Raw genomic sequence first — 25,224 nt, 5'->3', positions numbered from 1 at the left:
CAGCAACAAACGATCGGGTGCCCCATCCATCGCAGCCTTATGCGATGGATGGGAATGTAAACCTCTCCCAGCCGGGCCAAGGCTGCCATGAACGCGCAGTTCCAGACTCTCATTTCCCTAATTTCCCACAAAAACACCAGTATTTCCACATAAATAACGCGCTCGACTCCATTGCATCGCGGGCAATTCCGAGTAGTATTTTTTCAGCGGAAGAGCAATCTTCCAGGAGGAGAGAGTAGACAACAGCTATCGGAGAGGGCCGGCAACGGAACTCGAGGGCACTCAGGCAACTGAAGGCCGGATGATAGAACGAGAAAGCTCTTACAACGGACGCGATAACGAAAGAGAACGGCAATGCGGGCTACGCTCGCAGTACCGAAGGATTTCGGAATTGACAAGGTTGTGATCCGGGCCGTACTGGATCTTCGAAAAATCGGATAGCAAAAAGGGCGAGGTCTCGCAAGGGACCCGCCCTTTCGCTTGTGCTTCAACTCACCCGAGTCCAGACTCCCGCGGCAGCAACTCATAACTCCGCAGCCGCTTCACCTGATTCCACACAATCGCTTGTCAATGAGTGACTTGGCGATTTTGCGTCAACCGAGGAAGCAGTTCTGTTGCTCCAGATCTCAGAGTCACTAGCTCGGCACTTTGCATCGATCCGCCGTTTGCCAAATTGATTCGGGGTAGCTGGTTTGCTAGAGTCGTCGTCATGTCTAGCGCTCCACGGAGCAGATACGCGAGTTGCTCCACTCAAAGTTGATTACGTCACCACGGGCGGGGCTAATCAGAATTTTCGAAAGCGAGGAGCATGCATGTCAAAGGTTCGTGTCGCGGGATTTGGTCTTTCGTTGGACGGTTTTAGCGCAGGGATAGAGCAGAGCCTGGACGATCCGCTGGGCAAGCGCGGTCCAGAGATCTTTCAGTGGTTCTTCCATACCAGGACATTCTCCGCCATGCTCGGGAAGGAAGGCGGATCTATCGATGTGGACGACGCGTTTGCACGGCGGGGAATGGAAAACTTTGGAGCCTTCATCCTCGGCCGCAACATGTTCGGTCCGGTGCGTGGCCCATGGCAGGACTATTCGTGGAAGGGATGGTGGGGGGCCAATCCGCCCTACCATGCGCCAACCTTCGTTCTGACCCACTACGAGCGCGAGCCCCTCGTGATGGAAGGCGGGACGACCTTCTACTTCGTCACCGGTGGAGTCGAAAAGGCGCTGAGGCTCGCGAAGCAGGCAGCGGGCGACAAGGACGTCAAGATCGGAGGCGGTGTTTCCACCGTGCGGCAGTATCTGCAGGCGGGGCTGATCGATTCCCTTCACTTTGCACTTGCACCTGTTGCCCTCGGTCAAGGGGAGGCACTGCTTACCGGTCTTGACCTGCCCGCGCTGGGATTCTCTGTGACCGAGCACGAGGCGACGGAGCACGCGACACACGTTGTGCTGGAGAAGCTGCGAATTTGAACGAAATGATGAAGGAGAGCGAGCAGCTGCGGCGAAAGAACATCCCGCGGTAAGGGCGACGTGTGATCGGCACGCTCTCAGTTAGCCGTAACAGGCCAATGCGCTCATTGAGTTCTGTGCAGAGAGCCCTGTGAGTTCCTGATCGACTGAGAACCGCCCGGAGCTGTCTGGTTCGGGCTAGCCGGCCACTAGCCACAATGGCTAAGCCTTTCTGCGTCTCGACCTGGTAAAAGCCCCAGCAGACCATGCCAGTGCATAACGAAAGGTCAGGCGTTCTCTCCTACTTACATTTCACGCGATTATCGTGCGAGGCGATGATCTGCCATGTACCGCCGCGCTTCAGCCACGTGTCAGTCCAAACCTGGCACACCTCTATGTTCGGCTGGGACTTATCTTTGCCGACATAATGTTCGCTGCCGTAGACAACGGCAAGACTGTCTCCGAAGAAACGCACTTTAGCCTCATCAAGTTCGCACTCATGAGCGGTGCGTGGGCCTTTCTCGTCCTTCAGTTCATCAGCTTTTGTGAAGCGCGCACCGCTCGTGGAAGTGCCTTGGAAGTCGTCGGCAAGCAGACCAGCGACGACACCGTTGTCAACACATACACCCTCAGCCCACTTGCGCTCCATCTCGATGATGTACTTCGCGGTTTTATCATCCGCCGAAGACCAGTGACTCTGCTGGGCGTATGCCTGAACAAGGAACAACGTCTTCGCGATTGCCACCGCGAAGACTCGTAAACGCGTTTCTCGCATGGCGAAATCCTACACTACGCTCCGATGGTGACGCACTATTACACATTCGGTTATTTCGGTTGCATGTCGGCAAACCGCAGCACCGCACGCCTTCGGTGTGGATGATACTTTGCACGCTAGATGGCAGCATAACGCTGCACTGGGTTGGCAGAATTGATTGTTATTCAGTACACCCAAGCCGCATCAGAAGCTACCTTTCGCGGCCTACTCGGAATTCAGCGTCCAGATCGTCAACGTCGCAGTGTTGTCATCGACCGCCGCCAGAATCGCCTTATCCTCCGTCGTGCGCACCGCTAAACCAAACGATCCGCCCTGGGCCGGATCCACCGGGATCTCCTTCACAAATCTTCCGTCCGTCGTAAACTCGACGATCTCGCTCGGCTGATTTGCATCGGGATTGATGCCATCGTTGTTGGTCACCAGCAGGTGCCCATTCGGAGCCATCGCCAGCCCCAGCGCCCCGTGCAGATGAACATTGTCCTGGTAAATGATGGTGCCCAATCCACCATCCGTATGACGGTCCGCCGCATCCCACACCGCGAAGACGGCGTTGTCCCCCGTCGAGGCAACGTACAGCACGTCGCGCCGATCGTCGTACACCAGTCCCGTGGGAGCCACAAACAGCGTCACCGGATCGCCGCGGTGAATATACCCCGAAGCAATCGTCTTCGTACTCAGCAGCGTCAGACCGCTAAAGCTAACCTTGAACTTCAGCCGGACGACCGTCCCCGTCAGGTCATTGGTGATAAACGCAGTTGCCCTGTCTCCGCCGTCAACCAGCGCCATGTCCCACGGCCCCTGTATCTCCGCACTGGTGAACGTCTGTATCAGCTTGCCCTGATTGTTGATCACCAACAGCGACCCGGGCCCTGCAGTCGCTGCGGTACCATCCGCCGTCGGCGCATTCCCGACCACCACGAACCCATACTGCAGCGTCCCCAGCGCCGTAGAAAGCCCCAGCGGTTTTTTACCCTGGAAGAACACGGTCGTCGATCCGCTCTTCGGCACCCTGACGATGGTCGTTCCCGTACCCTGCAGAGTCATGCTGTTGTTGAAGTTCGAGACGAGAATGTCTCCACGCTTCAGCGGCCCAGACCCAGCCTGAAAGTTATCCCCAACAAACGCAACCCCGTACGGATTCGCATCCCCATTACTCGGTACCGTCGAGACACTTCTCACCGGGCTCGGCAGAAAAGCATCGTCGCCGTCATGGTGTTGCGCGAGTCCTATTCCAGTCGCACAGACCAGCAACGTAACGGCTGTAAGAGTTTTGCTCCAACCAGTTCTGCTTCTTTGGCGAAGCAGCGGCACATCTGTTTCACGGTGCGAGAAACATTCGTAGATTCGCATTTCGTTGTACCTCGAAGCGAGACATCTCTGCCTCGAGTGAGACCACAGCGGAACCCATCTCTCAGCAGCAAGCGAAACAATAGACCACTCACATTAACCATGTCGGTAGAAGGCGCAACGAATGACAACATATTTACAACTTTGTGACACGAGTGACAATTGCGTCCGGTAAACCGACTCCGCCTGGAAGAAAAATCAACTCCAGCAACCTGCGGTCATAGTGCCGCGACAGACGCTCGAGACGAGCGTCGTAATGCACTTTTCGCGCGTGCGAGGCCGCTACAGAGTCAGAAGAGAACCCGTCTGCGCTGTCTCAATCTCCAGCCGTAAACTTCACGTTCAATCACCCATGAATGATTCGCTAACTTCGAAGATCAACCATCCGCGCATCTCTCTCCCCGGCGAATGCGCCCAACTCAAACTCCTCCGCCAGCAACTCATAACTCTGCAGCCGCTTCGCCTGATCCCACACAATCGTATTCACGATCAGCTCCCCAATCCCCAACTCCTCCGCCATCGCCTCCATCTGTTCCCGCACCACCGCAGGCGTCCCCACAAAGTACCGCGGCCACTCTCCCTCCTCCTGCGGCATATCGCCCAACTTGTACAACTCCCGCGCCGCGTCCTCCGGCGACGCCACCGGTCGCCGATCACCCTGCCGAATCCGCCGCTGCAGCAGCCGCACGCTCGAAAACAGAAACTCCGCCTCCTCCTGCGTCTCCGCGCAGATCACACCCACCGCCACCGTAGCCTCCGCCGTCCTCCGGTAAGCACTCGCACTGAACCCACGCCGATAAGTCTCAATCGCCGCCCGCGTATTCACCGGGCTGAAGAAATGCGCAAACGAGTAAGGCAGCCCAAACTCCACCGCCGCCGCCGCGCTCCACATACTCGACCCCAGCATCCACACATCCGGCCCACCCGGCATCTCCGGCGAAACCCGAATCCCTGCAAACGGATGCCCCTCCGGAAACCGATGCCCCAGAAACGCCAGCAACTCGCCCACTTGGTCCGGAAAATCATCGAGCATCTTCGTCTTCCTGTCCCGCTTCAACGCCAGCGCCTCAATCGGCCCACCCCCCGGCGCGCGCCCAATCCCCAGGTCCACCCTGTCCGGATAGAGCGCATGCAGCATCCGAAAACACTCCGCCACCTTCAACGGCGTGTAGTGCGGCAGCATAATCCCGCCCGACCCAATCCGTATCCGCTTCGTCTCCGCACCAATCCGGGCTAGCATCACCTCCGGAGCCGTACACGCCAGCGTATCCATCGCATGGTGCTCCGACATCCAGAACCGGCTATACCCCAGCCCATCCACCAGCCGCGCCAGCTCAATCGAGTTCGCCAAAGCCACCCCGGCGAAACTCCCCGCAGGCACCGGCGACTGATCCAGCACCGAAAGCCGCAATCCGTTCTTCAAGCCATTATTGATCACACTCTTTTGATGTATAAAACCCGAGATCGAACCACCCCGGCTCGCAAGTACTCACATCTGTTAAACCAGCCCCAACCCCCGTATGATAGAAAGTAACCCGGCGCGAACACCTCCCCTCGCCGAAGGAGCACTTTTTTGAACACGCTGTCCATCACCGATCCCCTCCCCCACGGCCCAGAGCACTTCGACGCCGCAGCCTTCGCCGCCCACACCCTCTCCTCCCTGCAGAACCTCGCCGCCGTCCTCGACCACACCCTCCTCAAGCCCGACGCCACCCGCACCCAGGTCCTCCAGCTCTGCAACGAAGCCGCCGAACACCGCTTCGCCTGCGCCATGGTCAACCCCGCCTGGGTCCCCCTCGCCACCGCCGCCCTCCAAGGCACCGGCATTCCCGTCGGCGTCGTCATCGGCTTCCCCCTCGGCGCCACCCTCGCCATCTCCAAGCGCGAAGAGACCGCGCACATGCTCAAACACGGCGCCCACGACATCGACATGGTCCTCAACGTCGGCCTCCTCAAGTCCGCCCAGTCCGCAGACTACGAAGCCATCCGCCAAGACATCCACGGCGTCGTACAGATCGCCCACGCCGCCGGAGCCATCGTAAAAGTCATCCTGGAAACCTGCCTCCTCACCTTCGAAGAAAAACTCCGTGCCTCCGAGCTCGCCCTCGCAGCCGGCGCCGACTTCCTCAAAACCAGCACCGGCTTCTCCACCGGCGGCGCCACCGCCGACGACATCAGTCTCCTCCGCGGCGTAGCCGGCACCCGCGCCGGCGTTAAAGCCTCCGGCGGAATCCGCTCCCTCGCCGACGCCACCACCATGCTCCGCGCCGGCGCCTCACGCATAGGAGCCAGCGCCAGCGTCAAAATCCTCAACGAGCTCGCAGGACACGCCCCAGACCCAGCCACCCCAGCCCCCACCTACTAAATCCACCGCGTCTTATCACATAAAGACGGGACGCCTAGCGACGGGACGTTTAGCGATGAGGCGTCTAGTGATGGGGCGTGAGTGATGAGGCGTCTTTAAAGGCGTCATCTCGACCGGAGCGACGAACAGCCTTATCGTTCGTCGCGCAGTGGAGAGACCCCTGTATTTTGTCTTTGGTTGTTGCCGTTCTTGTTGTCATCCCCGAAGGGGATCTGCGGTTGTGGTTGTCGTTGCTTTTGCCGTTGCCGCTCTTCGCCGTCATCCTGACGGAGTGAAGGATCCCGACACCTTCCACCCACCCATACCGTTCGAACCTTCAACCCAAACACTCCAATCGTTTTCGCTCTTCCCCACAAAAATCGACCGAAGCGGTCCAGCCTCACCATGAACAGCGCAGCGAAGAGCCACCAGTCCCCTGTCAAGCCCCCGAACGACCAATCCCATTCAAAATCAAAAACATAGACGTGGCGTACCAGTTCTATCGCCTCCGCTATAATGGATATAGCACTTAAATTTTCGACCCCGGTCACCGGGGTCGTCTCGTTTAAGCAGCTATACACCCGTCAAAGGAGAATTAGACTACAAACCCTTTGGAATGAGGATTCTGCAGCTAAACCTTTTGCAATGTTATTTTTGCGAGTAGCCTCTCCTTGCAAAGGCAACAAAAATAACCCACTTACACGACAATAATATGGGGGGGTACCCCCTGAGTGCCAGGAGCGTATGAATCACACGATCACAACCGGAGAGGAGCCGCGAGATATGACGCCCACACTGGCTCCAGCGGAAGAACCCCGGCTGCTCGTCCACACCGATCCGCAATCCCGATCAGGCACTCCCCAAACCCAACCTCACCCGGTAATATCAACGCAAAGCAGAATGCCTTCCCCCATCAAACCGAGTTCCACGCCACCCGCTGCTCCCGAAGCACCCGCGCCCGAGCACCCCTACGAGGGGGACTACCGCCCGCCCACCCAGCAACTCTTCCACCCCCACGCCGCCGACCCCAAAATTCGCGTCGAGCCCCTCCAGGTCGAGTTCCTCCACAACCTTGCCGACGCCCTCAACACCACCCTCGACCTCAACACCCTAATGCACCGCGTCGCCGACCTCGTCCGCGCCGTCATCGACTACAAGATCTTCGCCATCCTCCTCATCAACGAGCGCGCCTCCGACCTCCGCATGCGCTTCCAGATCGGCCACTCCTCCGAGGTCGAGCGCATGCGCATCAAGCTCGGCCGCGGCGTCGCCGGCCAGGCCGCACTGCAACGCAAATCCCTCCTCATCGAAGACGTCACCACGCAGGAGAACTACATCGACGCGAACCCCAACGTCCGCTCCGAGCTCGCCGTCCCGCTCGTAGTCAAGAACAAGGTCATCGGCGTCCTCGATCTACAGTCCGAGACCATCGGCTACTTCACCATGGAGCACCAGCGCCTGCTCGAGCTGGTCGCCTCCCGCATGGCCATCGCCATCGAGAACGCCCGCCTCTACACCCGCGTCTCCCGCCAGGCCCAAACCCTCGCCGTGCTCAACGAAATCTCCCGCGAGATCACCAGCATCCTCGATCCCGACGATCTCCTCGAACGCATCGGTCAGCTCCTCAAGCGCGTCATCGACTTCCACATGTTCACCATCCTCCTGTGGAACGACCGCACCCAGCTCTTCGAGCATCGCTTCTCCTCCCGCTTCGGCGAACGCGTCACCCGCGCACGAACCATCGCTCTCGGCGAAGGCCTCATCGGTACCTCCGCCCAGCTCCGCGAGCCCATCCTAGCGCCCGACGTCCGCAAAGAGCCACGCTACGTCGAAGCCAACCCCGAGGTCCGCTCCGAACTCGCCATTCCCCTCGTCTACAAAGGCGAGGTCATCGGCGTCCTCGACCTCGAACACACCCGCGTCAACTACTACAACGACGATCACCAGCGCACCCTCTCCACCCTCGCCTCACAGGTTGCCATCAGCATCGCCAACGCCAAGCTCTACCAGCGCATCCACGAGGAGGAGCAGCGCATGGAGCGCGACCTCGACATGGCTCGCCAGGTCCAGCTGCGTCTCATGCCCTCGCACCCGCCCAAGCTTGATCGCGCCGAGATCGCCTCCCGCTTCGTCGCCGCCCGCTCCATCGGAGGCGATGTCTTCGACTACCTCGACTACGGCTCCGGCCGCATCGCCATCGCCGTAGGAGACGTCAGCGGCAAAGCAGCTCCCGCCGCACTCTACGCCGCCCTGGTCAGCGGAATCCTCCGCTCCCTAGCGCCCCAGCATCTCTCTCCCGCAGCTATGCTCACCGCGCTCAACGACCAGCTGCAGGAGCGCAAGCTCGACTCCCAATACGTCACCATGCTCATGGCCGTCTGGGACGACAACAACCAGACCCTCCAGATCGCCAACGCCGGCTCCGTCCAACCCCTCTTCGTCGCCGTCAACTCCGACACCAGCAAGCCGCCCACCGTCCGCACCATTCAAGCCGAAGGCTTCCCCCTCGGCCTCTTCCCCAACGCCGAGTACGAAGAGTTCACCCTCTCCACCCGCCCCGGCGACCTCATCGTCTTCTTCTCCGACGGCATCGTCGACGCCATCAACGCCACCGGCGACATGTTCGGCGACGAACGGCTCACCCAACTCCTCGAGTCCCAGCACCAACCCACGGCCCAGTTCACGGTAGACACCGTGCTCCAGGCGGTCACTGACTTCCAGGCCGGCACCGCCCACTTCGACGACGAGACCATAGTGGTCCTACGAGCCACCGGCCAAAGCACCTAGAAATCTCTTCCCTTGCGACCAACGGGAGCACCGGGCGAAGCGGTATACAAGTCACGAAGTGACCGCCCCACGCGAAGTGGGCCCGTCCGGCAGGACAGCAGCATCTACAAAGGAAAAGAGGCCCGCACCAAGCAGGCCTCTCCTCACTTCAACAAGATGCACTTTAGGCGAAGTTACTATCGTCTCCACCACCCGACCCATCATCGCAAGAGTTGCCGCTATCATCGAACGAAGCATCATCACTCGAACTATCCGAATCGTCGAAGCTAGCATCATCGCCAGCACCTGTGTCATCGGACCCATAAAGAGAATCCCGATCGTTTGAGGATGTATCCGAACCGCCACGCGACCCAAAGTCCCGATCCTCCTGCTGCCCCAGCGACCTCTCATCCGCCGAAACATCGTGTCCTCCTCCGCCTCCACGATCATCGCCATAGTAGTTATTGACGATCTCCTCGGTCGGACGCTGACCACCATCGAAGCCGCCCAGTCCCTGACTGCCGCCATACCCAGCCTCATGCCCAAACCCATGCATCAGCGACTCCACGCCCTGAAACGCCAGCGCACCTGCCGCAACTCCAGCAGCCGTCTGCAGAGCGCCCCGCATAAACCCACCTCCACCCATCCCCTGCGGAGCCCCATACTGCGACGGAGCCCCATACTGAGGAGCAGCACCATACTGTACCGGAGCCCCATACTGAGGAGCGGCACCATACCCGCCTCCCACCGGAGCATACGGTGGATAAGCCGGCCCCCCGCCCTGCAGATAAGCCTGCTGTGGTGGTGGCGGTGGGGGTGGCGCCGGCTCCTCATTGCGCCCCAGTAGACTCCCCAAAAAACTCGTCGCATGTTTCGGCTCCGGATGCTGTTGCATCTGCTCGATCTGCGCCTTCGCCTGCGACAGCTGTGTCTGCGCCTGCTCCAGCGCATACTTCTGCACCAGCACCGTCTGCGCCAAAATGTATAGTGCATCTGGGTTGCGTCCCAATCCCTGCTGCAGCATCTGTTCCGCGTCCGTATCTTTCTCTGCAAGCTGCGTCTTCTGGATGCGGTCGATCAGACCGCCAATCATATCCTGTTCCTGAGGAGTCATCTTCAATCCCTTTCCGTTATCCTGCACCAACTACTTACAGCGCCCGCAAAGTCTGTGGAGCACTTCCAATGGACGTACACCACGCCGTAACGTCGACACCAACATCACGCACAGTAGAAAATAAGATCCCGTCTCAATGCTGATAGGATGCTTCGCGCCTCTCTCAAGACAACCTACGCAGGCCAGTCTACTTTCGTTCACTCAGAAGCCATGCGCTTCACTATCCATTCTCACCTCGTCTGAGCCTTCTTCAGCTTTACTTAAGATTCACCAGTTCCTAACATAGCCGGCATAGAGTCCTCTCCGTAACTCAGCACGAAAATCAACACCACGGAGACACTAATGCAACCCTTCTTTCCGAAGTCAAAAAGTTCCTGGCAGCCGCTCCTCAAAGGAGCCGCAGCTCTTTCCCTGGCCACTCTCGTCGGTATCCCCGTCAGCGCGCAGGACCGCGACCACGACGACCATATACGCTTCTTCCCTGGGAATCTCGTCGTCTCTCGCAGCGTCTACGACAACAACCCCAACAACGTAAAGGTAGGCGCGTTCCTCCCCCCAAACTGCGCCAACACCACCACCCCCTGCGTAGCCGCGACCAACGACGGCACCTTCCCCTACGTCTTCAATAACGTCCTCGCCGATGGCAGTTTCGGCATCACCTCCAAGGTCTATCTCGACCAGGTCACGCCCTGGGGCTTTCTCGTCGACAGCCTCGAGGTCCCCAACAGCTCCCAGCGCAACATCCGCTCCGAGAGCAACCAGCTCGTCACCAGCTTCAGTTCGAAGTCGGAAGAAGCCCTCAACCTCTCCACCGACGGCAAGCTGCTCACCTTCATCGACTACGTCGCGCCCGTCAACACCATCGACGTCTCCAACTCCAACACCCCCGGCGTCATCGATCCCACCAACCCCGTCGGCGTGGCCTACTATCGTGCCGTCGCCACCGTCAACCGCTCCGGCAAGTTCACCTTCACCGAAACCAACGCCTACAGCGGCAACAACGGCCGCGCCGCCATCTTCAACAACACCAACGGAGCCAACTTCTTCTACACCTCCGGCAACGCTGGCAACGGCAGCAATCCCCAGCCCAACGGCGTTATCCTCGGCGCCGGCGCTCAGATCATCGATCCCGCCAACGCCCTCGAGAGCTTCCAGACTCCCGGCACCCCCACCCCTGTCGCCAGCTTCTCCGTCACCCTGCTCGGCGATAAGGCAGACAAGATCGGCAAGGACGACAACTTCCGCGGGCTCACCGTCTTCAACAACGTCCTCTACTACACCAAAGGCAGCGGCGGCAACGGCGTGAACACCGTCTACTTCGTCGACACCACCGGCACCGCCTGCCCCAACGGTGTAGGCGTCCCCGCCGTCGGAGCAACGCTCCCCATCTCTCCCCTGGCGTACGACCCAACCAAGCTCCAAACTGCTGGCCTGCCCAGCAACATGTGCATCCTCGCTGGCTTCCCCACCGCATTGGCCAAGACCGCCAACCCAGTCGCCTTTCCCTTCGGCATCTGGTTCGCCAACGCTGACACCCTCTATGTAGCCGACGAAGGCGACGGCTTCGCTAGCGACACCACCCTCTACACCCACGCCGCCGCCCAGACCACTGCAGGCATCCAGAAGTGGATCTTCAACTCCTCCACCAAGTCCTGGAGCCGCGCCTACACCCTGCAGACCGGCCTCGAACTCGGCGTCCCCTACACGGTCAACCGATACCCCACCGGCAACAACTCCGCCACCAGCCTTCCCTGGTCGCCAGCCACCGACGGCGTCCGTAATCTTACCGGCAGGGTCAACGACGACGGCAAAGTTACTCTCTACGCCATCACCTCCACCGTCAGCGGCAGCGGAGATCAGGGCGCCGATCCAAACCGCCTCGTAGCCGTCACCGATGATCTATCCAACGCCGACGCCACCAAAGCCGCCAAGGAAAAGTTCACCATCGTACGTAAAGCCGACTTCGCCGAAGTCCTCCGCGGCGTCTCCTTCACCCCTGGCACACGGACGGATCACGATCGCTGGTAGTCGCACTTCACCCCAAAACACCCATCCACCTCACAACGCATCGCGGCGGAAGTACATCTCCCGCCGCGATACGTTAAATCGCTTTATTTTGCACAAAACTCAGAGAACGCCTCTAGTACATCTCCTCGTTGGAGGTATGTGAAGTAAGAGCGTAAGCGATATCCCACCGGCTTTCCCAGTCTCTTCAGGCGTCTACCACCCTCATCTCTACTCTTCTACTCTGGCCGTCTTCCGCGGCTCTCGCAATCACGCAAAGGATTGTAAGCTAGAACTCAATGTCTTCCTCTTCCAACACGCAAACCATTCGTCCCGCGCGCAACTTCAAGGGCTCTCTCACCCTCCCGGGCGACAAATCCATCTCCCACCGCTACGCCATGCTGGCCGGCCTCGCCGAAGGCACCACCCGCCTCTCCAACTTCTCCACCGGCGCCGACCCCCACTCCTCTCTCGCCTGTATGGAGGCACTCGGCGCAACCATCGTCCACAAAGAAGACAAGACCATCGAGATCACCGGCACCGCAGGAAAATTTCTGCAACCCTCTGCACCCCTCGACTGCGGCAACTCCGGCTCGACTATGCGTATGCTCGCCGGCCTCATCGCCCCTCATCCTCACACCTTCACTCTCATCGGCGATCACTCCCTCAGCCTCCGTCCCATGGAGCGCATTCGCAAACCGCTCGGCCAGATGGGCGCAAAGATCGACCTCACTCTAAATCCCGGAGACAAAGACGGCCACGCCCCCATCACCGTTCACGGCGGCCCACTCCACGCCATCGACTTCGACACCCCAATCCCCAGCGCCCAGGTCAAAACCGCAGTCCTCTTCGCCGGCCTCCAGGCCAACGGCACCACCAGCCTCACCGAATCCATTCGCACCCGCGACCACTCCGAACACGCCCTCCAGGCCTTCGGGGCAACCCTCAATCGCACCAGCTCTCGAGGAGGAGAGGTCACAAAGCTAAGCATCCCCGGCCATCAAACCCTGAAAGCAATCGACGCCACCATCCCCGGCGATATCTCCTCCGCGGCCTTCTTCCTCTGCGCCGCGCTCCTCTTCCCCGACTCCAACCTCATCCTCGACAGCGTCGGCATGAACCCAACCCGCGCCTCCCTACTCGACGTCATCACCGCACTTGGCGGCAAGATCAAAGTCCTCAACGTCGAAGAGCACCACGGCGAACTCATCGGCACCATTCAGGTCAACGTCTCGCCCAACGGCCTCCGCGGCATGCACATCGGCGGAGCTCTCGCCGCTCAGATCATCGACGAACTCCCCGTCCTCGCCGCCATCGCCCCCTACACCCACGACGGCATCACCATCCGCGACGCCAAAGAACTCCGCGTCAAAGAGTCCGATCGCATCGCCCTGGTTGCAAAAAACCTCCGCGCCATGGGAGCAGAACTCACCGAGCACGAGGACGGCCTGGTCATCCCCGGAAACCAGCCCCTTCACGGAGCACAGATCGACTCCGGCACCGATCACCGCATTGCCATGGCCTTCTCCATCGCCGCCCTGCGCGCCACCGGAGATACCGTAATTCACGGAGCCGAATCCGCCGCCATCAGTTTTCCAGAGTTCTTCACTCATCTCGACAATCTCTGCCAACGCTGAGCCGCCGTCGTCAACACTGCAATTTGCTAAGCTGACTTCAATCTCCCAACAGGTCCATGCAAACACCCTCGAGCGGCTCCCGCCCCATCCTCATCACCGAGATCGACCAGTTCGGCGGTTCAGAGCGCAGCGTCCTCGCGCTCTCCCGCTGGCTCCATCAACGCAACCTGCCCAATCACGTCGTCACCTACTTCGACCGCTGCAACCTCGCTCAATACGCCACCCACCCCCTGCAGGTCGTCGAGCTCAAACCCTCACCCGGAGCACGCCACAAGGTCGCCTCCCTCCGCACCTACTTCAACCAGCAGCCCCCAAACTCACCCAAGCCGCTCGCCTCCGGCTATCAACCGGCCCTTCACGCAACCCTAGCCGGACAGCGCGGATTCCACACCCTTATGCACGACACGCCCTCGCTCTTCGGTGATCAGGACACCCGCCGCGCACCCATAAAGCTGCGCATCGCCGTCTCAAATCGCATCATCGGCTATGGCCTGCGCTCCGGCGGCAACACCATCGTCACCAGCGAGTACCTCCGCAGCGAATGCCGCAAGGACTTCAACATCGACGCAAAGATCGCCCGCATGGGCGGCCTCGTCACCAGCCCCGCAGCCCAGCTCGCTCACCCGGTAAACGACCAGCTCCGAATGTTCTCCGTCTGCCGCATCGAACCCAACAAACGCATCGACTGGATCATCCGCGCCCTCGCCAAACTGGAGCGCAACGAAAAACCGCTCTCTTCCCTCATCGACTGGAGACTCGACCTCGCAGGCAAAGGCTCTCTCATCCCAAGCCTTACCCAGATGGCTCAAACCCTCGGCATCGGCGACCGCATCCACTTCCACGGCTTCGTCCCCGACGACGATCTCGAGCGACTCTTCTCACAGACTCACCTCTTCCTCATGCCCGCCGTTCAAGGCTACGGAATCCCCGCCATCGAATCGCTCCACCGCGGCATCCCAGTCCTGCTCCACCGCGAATCGGGCGTCAGCGACATTCTGCTCGACACCCCCTGGGCAACCGTCTTCACCGGAGGCGAAGAAAACATGACCCCGGCGCTCCAGTCTGCGATCGAAGGCATCCTCGAAGACAAGCATCACGTCGTCCCACAGCCTCATCTCCCCACAGAAGACGAGTGGGCCGAACGCGTCGCAACACTTTGCAATTGGCTGTAACCAAAACCGTTACATTTTGTAGCGGCCCATGTCATCGTCATTCAGATTTTCAAGCCACCGCCGCATCTCCTCGGCATTCACATTCGGGGAGCCGCTGGCAGCCTGCTTCGAGTTCTCGAGTACCGTGCGATTGACATAGATTGGGCAGTCCCACCGCAGCGCCAGCGCAATCGCATCCGACGGCCTCGCATCCATCGTCACCGTCTCGCCCGCCTGGTCCATCCAGATCACCGCAAAAAACGTATCATCCCGCAGCTCTGACACCACCACCTTGCGCACCTCGGCATTCAGCCCACGAGCCATGTTCTGCAACAGGTCATGCGTCATCGGGCGCGGCGTAGCTGTCTTCTCCAGTTCCAGGGCAATCGCATTCGCCTCGAAGATCCCCACCCAGATCGGCAGCACCAGATCGCTCCCAACATCCTTCAGCACAATGATGGGCATATTCGTAACCGGGTCCATCATGAGCCCGCGAATCTGCATCTCGACTTCATCAGGAGCCTGCACGACGGGTTGAACAGAAGAGGGATTCATCAGTTGAGCACCACAAAATCCGCAGCCCGTTGCACCGCCACAAAAGGCAACGGGTCCGCCTCGGCGATCGCCTCACCCACCAGGCAGTTCGGCAGCGTCTGCGTAATCCGCACCGGTAGATAACTCCCGATCGGAGGCTGAGCCTGCACAATCTGCACAGTCGAGAAGTTCACCGTCTTGTTCTGCGAACTGCGTCCGACTACCTGGTTGCGCGAAGGATTGTAGCTCTCCACCATCACCTCCTGCACCTCACCCAGATGCCGTCCATAGTGCTCCCGCTGAATCTCCCGCTGCCGGTCCATCAAAATCCGCAGCCTCTCCGACTTCACCTCATCCGGAATGCTGTCCGCCATCGTCACCGCTGGCGTGTTCGGCCTCGGCGAAAACTTGAACGCAAACACCGCGTCGTACTGCACCTCGCCCACCAGCGTAATGGTCTCCTCAAAATCCGCGTCCGTCTCGCCCGGAAAACCCACAATCATGTCGCTGGTAATGCTGATATCGCGCTTGGCCGCCTTGATCCAACTCATCCGCTCCAGATACCACTCCCGCGTATACTCCCGCGACATAGCCTTCAGCACCGCACTCGACCCCGACTGCACCGGCAGATGAATATGGTCGCAGAGTGTCGGCGTGTCATCGATCGCCTGCACAATGTCCCGCGTAAAGTCCCGCGGATGCGAAGTCGTAAACCGCACGCGTCGAATCCCCGGCAGCTCCCCAACCGCAACCAGCAACTCCGCAAACGACATCCTTCCCGAAGGATCACGGTACGAGTTCACATTCTGACCAAGAAACTGAATCTCCGTGAACCCCAGGTCCACCATCTTCTTCGCCTCAACCAAGACCGAAGCCGCAGTCCGGCTGCGCTCCTTGCCGCGCGTATAAGGCACCACGCAGTAAGCGCAAAACTTGTCGCAACCCTCAATGATCGTGATATACCCACGATGCGGATTCGACCGCGCCGTAAACTCGGTCTCAAACGTCAGATCAGTCTGCCGGTCATCGAGCCCCGTAATCCGCTCTTCCCCAGCCTCCAGCCGCCGCAGCATCTCCGGCAGATTCCGGTACGAAGCCGACCCCGCCACCATCGACACATACGGAGCCTTCTCAAAGATCTTCTCGCCCTCCTGCTGAGCGACGCAGCCCAGCACAGCGAACTTCTTCCCCTCACCCTGCAGCTTCTTGTACTCATTCAGCCGATGAAATACCTTCTGCTCCGCCTTATCGCGAATCGAACAGGTGTTATACAAGATCAACCCGGCCGCGTCCTCATCCTGCACGCGGGCATACCCCTGCTGCTCCAGCGTCCCGATGACCTTCTCCGAGTCATGGGCATTCATCTGGCAGCCAAACGTCTCAATATAAAAAGTCTTACTCACTGCTACAGTATAGCCGTTCGCTAAAGCACGATTGACACTAGGCTTATGACTTGAGTGGCCTTCGACTCAAGCCCGGTTCGAGGAAAAGGACTGGTCGCGGGGATGCAAAGCCCACCGTCTTCCCAGGTGGTGGGCTTTGCAGCTCTCACAAGATTGTCCTAACGCTCCGCCCCTGCCAATTTAATCTGGACGTCTGCGCCAGCGTGATCCTGCATCGCTTTTACAGAGGCCACTATTCCGCTGTTCAAAGCTGCCTTCACTTTTTCATCCGACACTTTGCTCGCTGCGGCATGCATCGAAGCCACTAGCGTTGCGTCCACAAGAAATGCCGGGTAATTAATAGGCCCAATACCTGGAATTTTGAATGTTATCGGGTATTCGATGATTGGAATGTAGTGACAGTGGAGTTTGCCGCCGTACTTTATGCATATTTCCATAACGTTCACCTCGCTCTGCGATTTGGCTACATGGCCCCCATTGCACAAGTTCTTTTCTTTCGACTCTGTTTGGATAGTGGTCTCGAACGTCGAAGCGTTTCGTATCGGAAGAAAAACAAGCCCTCTCACATCCACGAACGTCATGGGCATGTTGATGTCAAAAGTATTGTCAAATAGCCGTTCGCTGCGTCTCGGCTGCCGATGGCTTGAAGGGGCGCCCCGCTACGCCCGAAGTTTCAAAACTGCTTGCCCCCGGGAGATTTGTGGCTTTGTGAAACATTAAAGGTCAATGGGCACACTCGCCCTGTGCCCATCTCGCCTCTTGGAATCGAATCAATCGAATCAATTCTCATTGCACTTCTTACAACTGTCGCTATGCTGCACCATCGCGTTATAGGTCCACAAAAGTTCTGCACGCCTGCCGCTTGTCCTGCGCTTACCTAACGTGTTCACGCACTCACGGACGGCTTTCAGAAAACTCCGCGTAAGCTCTATGCCCTCATCACACTCCGGCCACTTTTCGAGGTTCGGCCAGGAGGAAAGAAGTTGACTTTGGTTCATTAACATCAGCTATAACCTGCCCTTTCAACGTTGCATTGCCATTGTGTCGCTAGCAGAGCCACGACGGCCCTCTACCTATGGTGATCGGGGGTTGAAGAACGTTTCCTCTATCTCTTCATTAGACGCAGACGCTCCTTCAAATTCGCCAAATGTTTGGAGCCGGTAGTCCTGACTTTCACATTGGATTCACACACCGACGGAGCGCATCTTCGGCTCCGCTCGAGAAGCCTGCGCAACCCTGACCAGTGCCGGCTACGCGGGGAACCGGACGACCGTTTTCTCTGTCTAAGTTGTTGAAGGGTTGGTAGCGCCAACGGGGATCGAACCCGTACTCTCAGCCTTGAAAGGGCCGCGTGTTAACCAGTTACACCATGGCGCCAAACACGAAGTTGCAGAAGGAAAGGATTGGTAGCGTCAACGGGGATCGAACCCGTACTCTCCGCCTTGAGAGGGCGGCGTGTTAACCAGTTACACCATGACGCCAGAAACCAAACAGGAGAGGAACTTCTCCACTGCGATATACAAATTATATCAGCTAACGACGCTGCTGAGCGGCCTGCGGCCCTCTGAAAAAGAAGCCTTTACAGCCCCAGCTTCTTTACCTCGTCGTTGTAGTACTTGCGGTACAGGATGTCCCACTCCTGCGACCCTTCCACGATGATCTTTCGCTGCGAAGCGATCTTCTGCCGAGCCGCCGCATCGATCTTCGTCTCTTCCATCAGCAGCTTCTCCAGAGCCTTCCGAGCCTCCTGCCGAATCGTATTCCGATCCTCCAGAAAATCGACCTCCGGAATCTCCGCCAGGGTATCTGCCACCGTATGAGCCAGCTTGTTCAGCTTGTCGCGAGAGATTCTCACAGCACCGCCTTATACTTGCGGGCCAACTCGTTCTTAACCTTCTTGAACATCTCCGGATAGCTCGCGCCGGTCTTGCGCATGTCATCCTGAAAGGCCTCAAGGATCACGCGAACCTCATCGTTGATCCGGTCTTCCAGCGCCAGCTCATCCACCATTCCCGCAGTGACGCGTTCGTTGACCACAGCCGGTTTGTCAGTGTGGATCATCTTCTCGGCGACTAAATGCTTAACCGTCTGGCGCGCCAGGTATCCAACGTAATCTTTTGAAAAAATCATTTGACTTTCCTTCGAATATACCACGCGTAACGGCGCATCCACCGCCCGCTCCTCACCGCACCATCACATACGTTTCAGCATGGGCTTATGCGGACAACTCTCTGTATTCAGACAAGTATCGCCAGCCGCAGCCGCTCCACCGGACGCCCATGCAGCAGATGTTCCGTCACAATCTCCCCCACATCGTTCGCAGAGACAGCCCCGTACCACACCGCATCCGGATAGACCACCACCACCGGCCCATGCTCGCACTGGTCGAGACAGCCAAGCTCATTCGCCCGAATCTGCCCCTTCAACCCCGCGTCCTTCACCGCATCCTTGAAGGCCGATTTCAGCCCCCTGCTACCTTCGCCGCTGCAACTCGGCCGCGATGCGCTCTCGTCCCGTTCATTGATGCAGATAAAAACATGATGCTTGAACTTTGCCAATCCAGATTCCCTTCCACCAGCCGACAGCCGCGCCCGCAACGAAGTCTCTCGTGCGATGCACCGGCGTTTCTGAGACAATACTTATCGAATGCAACCTGACAATCTTATCTCGCTCAAAGACGACATGGTGGCCTTCATCGCCGGCCACGGCATGCGTCGCCTCAACGCCTACATCACCGAAGATGTCCCCACCGTCATCTTCGAAGAAGAAAACCCCGACGGATGGAAGGACTTCGTCGAGCACGCCAAGGCTGCCGGCTCCCCTTTCGTCACCATGAGCGAAGTCATCCTCGAAAAATCGGACGTCGCCATCCTGCTCGAACAGCTTCGCGACCAGACCTTCCCCGACGACAACTCCGAAGAGCTCGACGACGCCGAGTATCTCGTCAACCACGTCGGCAAAGTCGGCTACCTCCAGCTCGGCTTCGCCCACCAGGGCGTCATGTTCATCTTCGAGGTCGCAACCGACTGGTACGACAGCTTCCAGAACCTCATGGAGACCGTCACCGACCTCGGCGGCATCGTAGTCGACGACAGCGACGAGTAAACAAAGCCAATGTCCACCGCCCCCGTTGGCAATCCAGCTGGGCTGCCAGCCTGGACCACCCGCCCCGCAGACGAGACTGCCGTTCGGAAGCTCGTTGATGCCCTAGGCTGTCCGTACGCAATCGCTCAGATCCTCGTCTCCAGAGCCATCTCCAACACAGCGGAAGCCCAGACCTTCTTCACCCCAACCCTCGACGACCTCATCGACCCCATGCTCATGCTCGGCATGGACACCGCCGTCGCCCGCATCCAGCACGCCGTCCGCACCAGCCAACCCATCCTCATCTACGGCGACTACGACGTCGACGGCACCACCGCCACCGTCCTCCTCAAGACCGCCATCGAACGCATCGCCCCCAAAGAGACCCCAGCCACCGTCACCTACCACGTCCCTCACCGCATCCGCGAGGGCTACGGCATACAGACTGGCGTCCTCGGAGAAGCCGCCGCTTCTGGCATCCGTCTCGTCATCAGCGTAGACACCGGCATCCGAGCCTTCGCTGCAGCCGAAGAAGCTAAGGCTCTCGGCATGGACCTCATCGTCACCGACCACCACCTCCCCGACGGCGTCATCGGCATTCCGGACGCGGTCGCAGTCCTCAATCCCGCTCAGCAGAACTGCCCCTACCCCTTCAAACATCTCTGCGGCGCAGCAGTAGCCTTCAAACTCGCCCATGCTCTCCTGCTGGCCGCAACCGAGACCGAAGAGCAGCGCGCAAAGTTGAAACGCGGCCTGATTCCCTCCTTTCTCAAGCTGGTCGCCATCGCCACCATCGCCGACTCGGTCCCCCTCGAAGGAGAGAACCGGGTCATCGCGGCCCTCGGCCTCAAAGAGCTTCGCAACCCTGTCCAGCCCGGACTGCGCGCCCTCATGCAGGTAGCGCAGATCCCCATCAATCGCCCACCCACCGCCACCGAAGTCGGCTTTCGACTCGCCCCCCGCATCAACGCCGCAGGCCGCATGGACATCGCCGGCGACGTCGTCGAGCTCTTCCTCACCAAAGACCCCGCCCGCGCCACCAACCTTGCAGACAAACTCAACCGCCTCAACGACGAGCGCCGCGCCACCGAAGCCAAAGCACTCGAAGCCATCGATGCCCAACTCTCCGCCCTGCGCGACAGCCTCGGGGACTACCTCGCCGAGTGCATCATCCTCGACGACCCCGAGTGGCATCGCGGCGTCCTCGGCATCCTCGCCTCCCGCGTCGTCGACCGCACCGGCAGACCTGCCATCGTCATGACCCACGAAGACGGCCACGCCCACGGATCCGGTCGCTCCATCAACGGCTTCCACCTGCTCGACGCCATAAGTGCGGTCCACGAGCCGCTAACCCCATCAGACGCACCGCTCTTCTCCAGGTTCGGTGGCCACGCCCACGCCGTCGGCTTCTCCATGCCCTCCGACCGCACGCCCCTCCTCCGCGAACGCATGCAGCGCTACGGCGCCCCCAGACTCACCGGAGAGATCACCGCACCTCCACTCGAGTGCGACGCCGAGCTTCTCCTCAGCGACCTCACCCAGAGTTTTTACGACTGGCTCACCCGCTGCGAGCCCTTCGGCATCGGCAACCGCGAGCCCGTCTTCCTCACCCGCGGCCTCACCCTCTCCGCGCCCGTTCGATTCATCAAAGAAAAACACATCTGCCTCCAGCTTCACAGCCCCGGCCTTCTGAGTTCCGGCACAATCACCCGTATCAGCGCTCTAGGCTGGAGCCGCACCATAGACTGGCCAGCCCGCTGCGCTGAAATAGGCCTCAATACAGGCTCACAGCTCGATGCCGCTTACAGATTGAAGTCCAAAACCAACCCTCAGTTCCCCGGTCTGGAGCTGGAGTTAGTCGCTCTCCGGCTCGCCTGACCCGCTGCATCGCATCGGTTAACTACCTTATCCTCAAAAGTTTCTGGTCCGATCGGACCGCGTGCAGCGTCTTATATACTGAACCTTCGACTGATGCCCACTACTGAGACAAGACGGCTAAATCCTGTAATGCTGTGGGGCATCTTCCTCGCAATCATCGCCATCGGCTTCATCATCGTGCGCTCGTCCACCCGCGACATGGTTGGCGTTCGCATCGCAGTCGTCGACCACCAGAACATCGTCAGCTCCGTCTCGACCAACGGCAAGGTCGAGCCCATCGAAGAGTTCCCTGCCGTCGCGACAGCCCCAGGTGTCGTCGAAAAGGTTTACGTCGAGGTTGGCCAGAAGGTCAAAGCAGGCCAGCTCCTCGTCAAGATGGATGACGCCGACGCTGTCGCCAAGATCGCAGCCGCAAACGCCGCAGTTCACACCGCCCAGGCGACCCTCCACGACATCGGTCAGGGAGGCTCGCAGGACGAGCGCATAGGACTCTCCGGTGATCTCAGCCGCGCCGAGCAGCAGCAGCGGCAGGCCGCAAAAGATCTCGGAGCACTCAAGGCCCTCCAGCAGAAGGGAGCCGCCTCCGCTAGCGAGGTAGCCTCCGCCGAACAGCGACTCCTCACCGCCGAAAGTTCCGTCAAGGGCCTTCAGACCCGCAGCACCCAGCGCTACGGCGCCACGGACCGGTCCCGCGCCGAAGCCCAGCTCGCCGATGCACAAGCCTCCCTCGCCGCCGCAAAGGCCGCCTACGCCAACGCCAATATTCGCGCCCCGTTCCCCGGAACCGTCTACTCCATCCCCGTCTCCAACTACGACTTCGTCCCCGCCGGCGAAAACCTCCTCGATGAAGCCGACCTGAACAGGATCCAGGTCCGAGCCTACTTCGACGAGCCCGAGATCGGAAAACTCGCAGTAGGTCAGGCCGTCAAGATCGTCTGGGATGCAAAGCCCACTCAGGCCTGGCACGGCCATATCAGCCGCGCCCCCTCCACCGTCATCACCTACGGCACACGCAACGTCGGCGAGTGCATCATCACCGTCGACGACGCCCGCGGCGACCTCCTCCCCAACACCAATGTCGTCGTCACCGTCACCACCTCGCAGCGCTTCAACGTCCTCAGCGTCCCCCGCGAAGCCCTCCACACCGAAGGCGGAGACTTCGTCTTTCGCGTCGTCAACAACAGGCTCGTCCGCACCCCCGTTCAGGTAGGCGTCGGAGTCAATCTCACCCGCCTCGAAATCGTCACCGGCCTCTCCGAAAAAGACACGGTCGCCCTCAGCGCCGTCAACAACCGTGAACTCACCAATGGGCTCCCCGTCAAAATAGTCGAGTAGCTATGTCCCCTTCGACACGCCCGTTTCGTCTTCCCCACGCGTTCCTGCTCGCCCTCCTCTTCACGACTCCCCTACTCGCTGCTGACGAAACCCAGGCCAACGCCCTCCTCCAGCAGGGTCGCGTCGACGAAGCCGCAGCCATGCTCCAGGATCTCCTCGCCTCCCAACCCAACAATGCGCTTGCCCATCAGCTCTTCTGCCGCGTCTATTACGCCCAGGAGAAAGCCGACCCCGCCATCCACGAGTGCGAACTAGCCGTAACCAACGCACCCGACAGCAGCGAAGATCACATGTGGCTCGCCCGCGCCTATGGATACAAGGCCGCCCATGCCAGCCCGTTCTCCGCGTTAAGCCTCGCCATCAAGGTTCACAACGAGTTCGAGCGCGCCGTCCAACTCAGCCCCGAAAACTTCCAGGCCATGAGCGACCTCGGCGAATACTACGTCGCGGCCCCTTCCATGATCGGCGGCGGCACCGACAAAGCCCAGGCTCTCGCCGCCAGAATGCAGCCCAGCTTCCCCGCTCAATCCCACCGCCTCCTGGCCCTCATCGCAGAGAAGAAAAAAAACAGCGCAGCCGCGGAGGCCGAGTATCAGGCCGCTGTCGCTGCAGGCAAAACGCCCGAAGCCTACATCGACCTGGGCGATTTCTACAAGCGCCACAATCAGCCGGACAAGATGCTCGAAGCCCTTCGAGCCGCCGTAGCCGCCGATCACCGCAAAGGCCCTCCCCTGGTCGACGCCGCCACCACCCTCTCGGAGGCTCACAACTCACCCCAACTAGCCATCAGTCTCCTTCGCACCTACCTCGCAGCCTCAGGCAAAACCGACGGAGCCCCCGCCTTCAAAGTTCATCTCCAGCTAGGTGGCCTTCTCGCCCAAAGCGGAGACACCGCCGGAGCTCACAACGAATACCTCGCAGCTCTCTCCCTCGCATCGAACTATGTACCCGCCCGCAAAGCATTACAGGGATCGTAGGCAAAAGGCGGTACCATGATCTCTAACCGTTCCTAAGGAATCTCCCAGCAAGTATGATTCGTCTTCTTCGCCAATTGATCGCGTGCTCTGCTGTGGCTTGTGCCGTGACGCCTGCCATCGCGCAGATATCGTTTACCAGCGCGGTAGGTCTGGCCCTGAAGAACAGCCCCAAAGTTCTCACCGCGCAGGCCGACGTCAACAAGGCGCAGGCCGCCCTCGATCAACTCATAGACGCCTTCGTCCCAAATGTTGTCGGCGCATCCTCCATCGGCCCTCCCTCCTACGGATTCCCGCTGGGCCAGCCTTCCATCTACAACCTCACCGCGCAGTCTCTTGTCTTCAGCTATCCCCAACGCGACTACATCCGCGGCGCCAAGGCCTCCCTCGAAGCGGCCGGCCTCGCACTCAAGGACGTTCGCGAGGCCGTCACCGAAGACACCGCTATCACCTACCTCGCGCTCCATCGCGACCTTCAGCGACAGACCGTCCTCCAGCAGCAGCAAGGCTTCGCCGACCATCTCGTCTCCATCGTCGAGGATCGTCTCACCTCCGGTCAGGACACCCCCCTCGATCTCACCACCGCCCGCCTCACCGCAGCGCAGATCCATCTCGCCCGTCTTCGCGTGGACGACGAGGCGGCTACTGACCAGGCTCATCTGGCGCGCCTCCTCGGCCTGCCCCCGCAAGGCATCAGCACCTCCGGCAGCAGCGTTCCCGCCCTCACCGGCGACCTGCTCGACGGCAAGTCCGCCGACATCAACGCAACGCTAATCGGCTCCAGCCCCGCCGTCGAGTCTGCCTTCGCCAACGCGCGTTCCAAGCGTGAGATCGCCTTTGGAGAGAACCGCTACCTCTGGCGGCCGCAGATCGTTCTCCAAGCCCAGTACAGCCGCTTCGCAAAGTTCAACAACCTGCAGGACTACTACTTCCGTTTCCAGCAGAACAACGCCGCCATCGGCGTCCAGATCACCATTCCCTTCTTCGACGTCGCCCACAAAGCCAAAGCACGCGAGGCAGACGCTGATGCCGCCCACGCCCAGCACGAAGCCGACTCGATCCGCGATCAGTTCTTCGACTCCCGACTCAAAATCCAGCACGCCGTAGCAGAACTCGCCGTCCGCGCCGAGATCGCCACCCTTGATCAGCAGCTCGCCCAGCAGAACCTCGACGTCCTCCTCGTTCAACTCAACACCGGCAACGGAAACATGACGGGCACCCAGATGACGCCCAAAGACGAGCAGACCTCCCGCATCGCCGAACGGGAAAAGTTCCTCGCCGTCCTCAACGCCAACTTCGAGCTGCAACAGGCTCAGATCAATCTCATGCGAGAGAGCGGCGACCTCGAAAGCTGGATCTCCGCGGCCCTGCAGGCACAGCCCGTCGCTCCCGCAAAACCCTGACCCAAATTCACGAATATCCGTTGTGAAATGAAT

At 59.9% G+C, this 25,224-nt stretch carries 21 protein-coding genes and 2 tRNA genes; 11 read left to right on the top strand and 12 right to left on the bottom strand.

Annotated features, from left to right (window positions below):
- Window positions 1–812 precede the first annotated feature (812 nt).
- Window positions 813–1,463 (top strand): dihydrofolate reductase family protein, encoded by a 651-nt coding sequence (locus HDF10_RS18060; RefSeq protein ID WP_183815904.1) that lies wholly within the window; start codon window positions 813–815, stop codon window positions 1,461–1,463.
- A 280-nt stretch (window positions 1,464–1,743) separates the two neighbouring features.
- On the opposite strand, the gene HDF10_RS18055 is transcribed toward HDF10_RS18060, so the two are convergent.
- The 3 genes from HDF10_RS18055 to HDF10_RS18045 form a co-directional block, all read right to left on the bottom strand.
- Complete coding sequence (locus HDF10_RS18055; protein WP_183815902.1) at window positions 1,744–2,217, bottom strand: nuclear transport factor 2 family protein; 474 nt, start codon at window positions 2,215–2,217, stop codon at window positions 1,744–1,746.
- Between the two features lie 204 nt (window positions 2,218–2,421).
- Window positions 2,422–3,396: a YncE family protein gene (locus HDF10_RS18050; protein ID WP_311732812.1), complete on the bottom strand. Its 975-nt coding sequence runs from the start codon at window positions 3,394–3,396 to the stop codon at window positions 2,422–2,424.
- Between the two features lie 532 nt (window positions 3,397–3,928).
- Window positions 3,929–5,002, bottom strand: a complete 1,074-nt coding sequence (locus tag HDF10_RS18045; protein WP_311732811.1) for an LLM class flavin-dependent oxidoreductase — start codon at window positions 5,000–5,002, stop codon at window positions 3,929–3,931.
- 135 nt (window positions 5,003–5,137) lie between these two features.
- Here HDF10_RS18045 and deoC point away from each other — a divergent pair, with 135 nt between their 5' ends.
- Both deoC and HDF10_RS18035 read left to right on the top strand, forming a co-directional pair.
- Window positions 5,138–5,929: a deoxyribose-phosphate aldolase gene (gene deoC, locus HDF10_RS18040; protein ID WP_183815900.1), complete on the top strand. Its 792-nt coding sequence runs from the start codon at window positions 5,138–5,140 to the stop codon at window positions 5,927–5,929.
- 762 nt (window positions 5,930–6,691) lie between these two features.
- Window positions 6,692–8,695 (top strand): SpoIIE family protein phosphatase, encoded by a 2,004-nt coding sequence (locus HDF10_RS18035; protein WP_406706691.1) that lies wholly within the window; start codon window positions 6,692–6,694, stop codon window positions 8,693–8,695.
- A gap of 163 nt (window positions 8,696–8,858) precedes the next feature.
- Here the strand turns inward: HDF10_RS18035 and HDF10_RS18030 are convergent, their stop codons facing one another.
- Window positions 8,859–9,788, bottom strand: a complete 930-nt coding sequence (locus HDF10_RS18030) for a DUF2076 domain-containing protein (RefSeq protein ID WP_183815898.1) — start codon at window positions 9,786–9,788, stop codon at window positions 8,859–8,861.
- Window positions 9,789–10,130: 342 nt separating this feature from the next.
- Between HDF10_RS18030 and HDF10_RS18025 the strand changes: the two genes are divergently transcribed.
- From HDF10_RS18025 to HDF10_RS18015, 3 genes are all read left to right on the top strand, one after another.
- Window positions 10,131–11,816: a hypothetical protein gene (locus HDF10_RS18025; RefSeq protein ID WP_183815896.1), complete on the top strand. Its 1,686-nt coding sequence runs from the start codon at window positions 10,131–10,133 to the stop codon at window positions 11,814–11,816.
- A 275-nt stretch (window positions 11,817–12,091) separates the two neighbouring features.
- Complete coding sequence (gene aroA / locus HDF10_RS18020; RefSeq protein ID WP_183815894.1) at window positions 12,092–13,429, top strand: 3-phosphoshikimate 1-carboxyvinyltransferase; 1,338 nt, start codon at window positions 12,092–12,094, stop codon at window positions 13,427–13,429.
- A 56-nt stretch (window positions 13,430–13,485) separates the two neighbouring features.
- Window positions 13,486–14,601, top strand: coding sequence for a glycosyltransferase family 4 protein (locus HDF10_RS18015; protein WP_183815893.1), 1,116 nt, complete (start codon window positions 13,486–13,488; stop codon window positions 14,599–14,601).
- 9 nt (window positions 14,602–14,610) lie between these two features.
- On the opposite strand, the gene HDF10_RS18010 is transcribed toward HDF10_RS18015, so the two are convergent.
- The 8 genes from HDF10_RS18010 to HDF10_RS17975 form a co-directional block, all read right to left on the bottom strand.
- Window positions 14,611–15,135 carry a bifunctional nuclease family protein gene (locus HDF10_RS18010; RefSeq protein ID WP_183815891.1) on the bottom strand — a complete coding sequence of 175 codons (525 nt, stop codon included), beginning with the start codon at window positions 15,133–15,135 and terminating at the stop codon, window positions 14,611–14,613.
- Window positions 15,135–16,517, bottom strand: a complete 1,383-nt coding sequence (gene miaB, locus HDF10_RS18005) for a tRNA (N6-isopentenyl adenosine(37)-C2)-methylthiotransferase MiaB (RefSeq protein ID WP_183815889.1) — start codon at window positions 16,515–16,517, stop codon at window positions 15,135–15,137. The genes HDF10_RS18010 and miaB overlap by 1 nt, the downstream gene beginning before the upstream one ends.
- 158 nt (window positions 16,518–16,675) lie before the next feature.
- Window positions 16,676–17,104 carry a hypothetical protein gene (locus tag HDF10_RS18000; protein ID WP_183815887.1) on the bottom strand — a complete coding sequence of 143 codons (429 nt, stop codon included), beginning with the start codon at window positions 17,102–17,104 and terminating at the stop codon, window positions 16,676–16,678.
- Between the two features lie 713 nt (window positions 17,105–17,817).
- Window positions 17,818–17,894 (bottom strand) — tRNA-Glu (locus HDF10_RS17995).
- 27 nt (window positions 17,895–17,921) lie between these two features.
- Window positions 17,922–17,998 (bottom strand) — tRNA-Glu (locus HDF10_RS17990).
- Between the two features lie 98 nt (window positions 17,999–18,096).
- Window positions 18,097–18,372 (bottom strand): DUF507 family protein, encoded by a 276-nt coding sequence (locus HDF10_RS17985; RefSeq protein WP_179582933.1) that lies wholly within the window; start codon window positions 18,370–18,372, stop codon window positions 18,097–18,099.
- Window positions 18,369–18,647, bottom strand: coding sequence for a DUF507 family protein (locus HDF10_RS17980; RefSeq protein ID WP_179638107.1), 279 nt, complete (start codon window positions 18,645–18,647; stop codon window positions 18,369–18,371). Before HDF10_RS17980 ends, HDF10_RS17985 begins: the two co-directional genes overlap by 4 nt.
- A 107-nt stretch (window positions 18,648–18,754) precedes the next feature.
- Window positions 18,755–19,153 carry a (2Fe-2S) ferredoxin domain-containing protein gene (locus tag HDF10_RS17975; protein WP_260177986.1) on the bottom strand — a complete coding sequence of 133 codons (399 nt, stop codon included), beginning with the start codon at window positions 19,151–19,153 and terminating at the stop codon, window positions 18,755–18,757.
- A 10-nt stretch (window positions 19,154–19,163) separates the two neighbouring features.
- Between HDF10_RS17975 and HDF10_RS17970 the strand changes: the two genes are divergently transcribed.
- The 5 genes from HDF10_RS17970 to HDF10_RS17950 all read left to right on the top strand — a co-directional run bounded on the left by HDF10_RS17970 (window position 19,164) and on the right by HDF10_RS17950 (window position 25,191).
- Window positions 19,164–19,622 carry a hypothetical protein gene (locus tag HDF10_RS17970; protein WP_183815885.1) on the top strand — a complete coding sequence of 153 codons (459 nt, stop codon included), beginning with the start codon at window positions 19,164–19,166 and terminating at the stop codon, window positions 19,620–19,622.
- 9 nt (window positions 19,623–19,631) lie between these two features.
- On the top strand, window positions 19,632–21,479 hold the full coding sequence (gene recJ, locus HDF10_RS17965) for a single-stranded-DNA-specific exonuclease RecJ (protein ID WP_183815883.1): 1,848 nt from the start codon (window positions 19,632–19,634) through the stop codon (window positions 21,477–21,479).
- Between the two features lie 93 nt (window positions 21,480–21,572).
- Window positions 21,573–22,814: an efflux RND transporter periplasmic adaptor subunit gene (locus HDF10_RS17960; RefSeq protein WP_260177985.1), complete on the top strand. Its 1,242-nt coding sequence runs from the start codon at window positions 21,573–21,575 to the stop codon at window positions 22,812–22,814.
- Between the two features lie 2 nt (window positions 22,815–22,816).
- Window positions 22,817–23,791, top strand: coding sequence for a tetratricopeptide repeat protein (locus HDF10_RS17955; RefSeq protein ID WP_183815882.1), 975 nt, complete (start codon window positions 22,817–22,819; stop codon window positions 23,789–23,791).
- A gap of 53 nt (window positions 23,792–23,844) precedes the next feature.
- Complete coding sequence (locus tag HDF10_RS17950) at window positions 23,845–25,191, top strand: TolC family protein (RefSeq protein WP_183815880.1); 1,347 nt, start codon at window positions 23,845–23,847, stop codon at window positions 25,189–25,191.
- Window positions 25,192–25,224 lie beyond the last annotated feature (33 nt).

The sequence above is a fragment of the Tunturiibacter empetritectus genome (assembly GCF_014201375.1).
GTDB classification, from domain to species: domain Bacteria; phylum Acidobacteriota; class Terriglobia; order Terriglobales; family Acidobacteriaceae; genus Edaphobacter; species Edaphobacter lichenicola_D.
The sequence above is the reverse complement of the archived record's forward strand: the minus strand, read 5'-3'. Positions and strand labels throughout refer to the sequence as shown.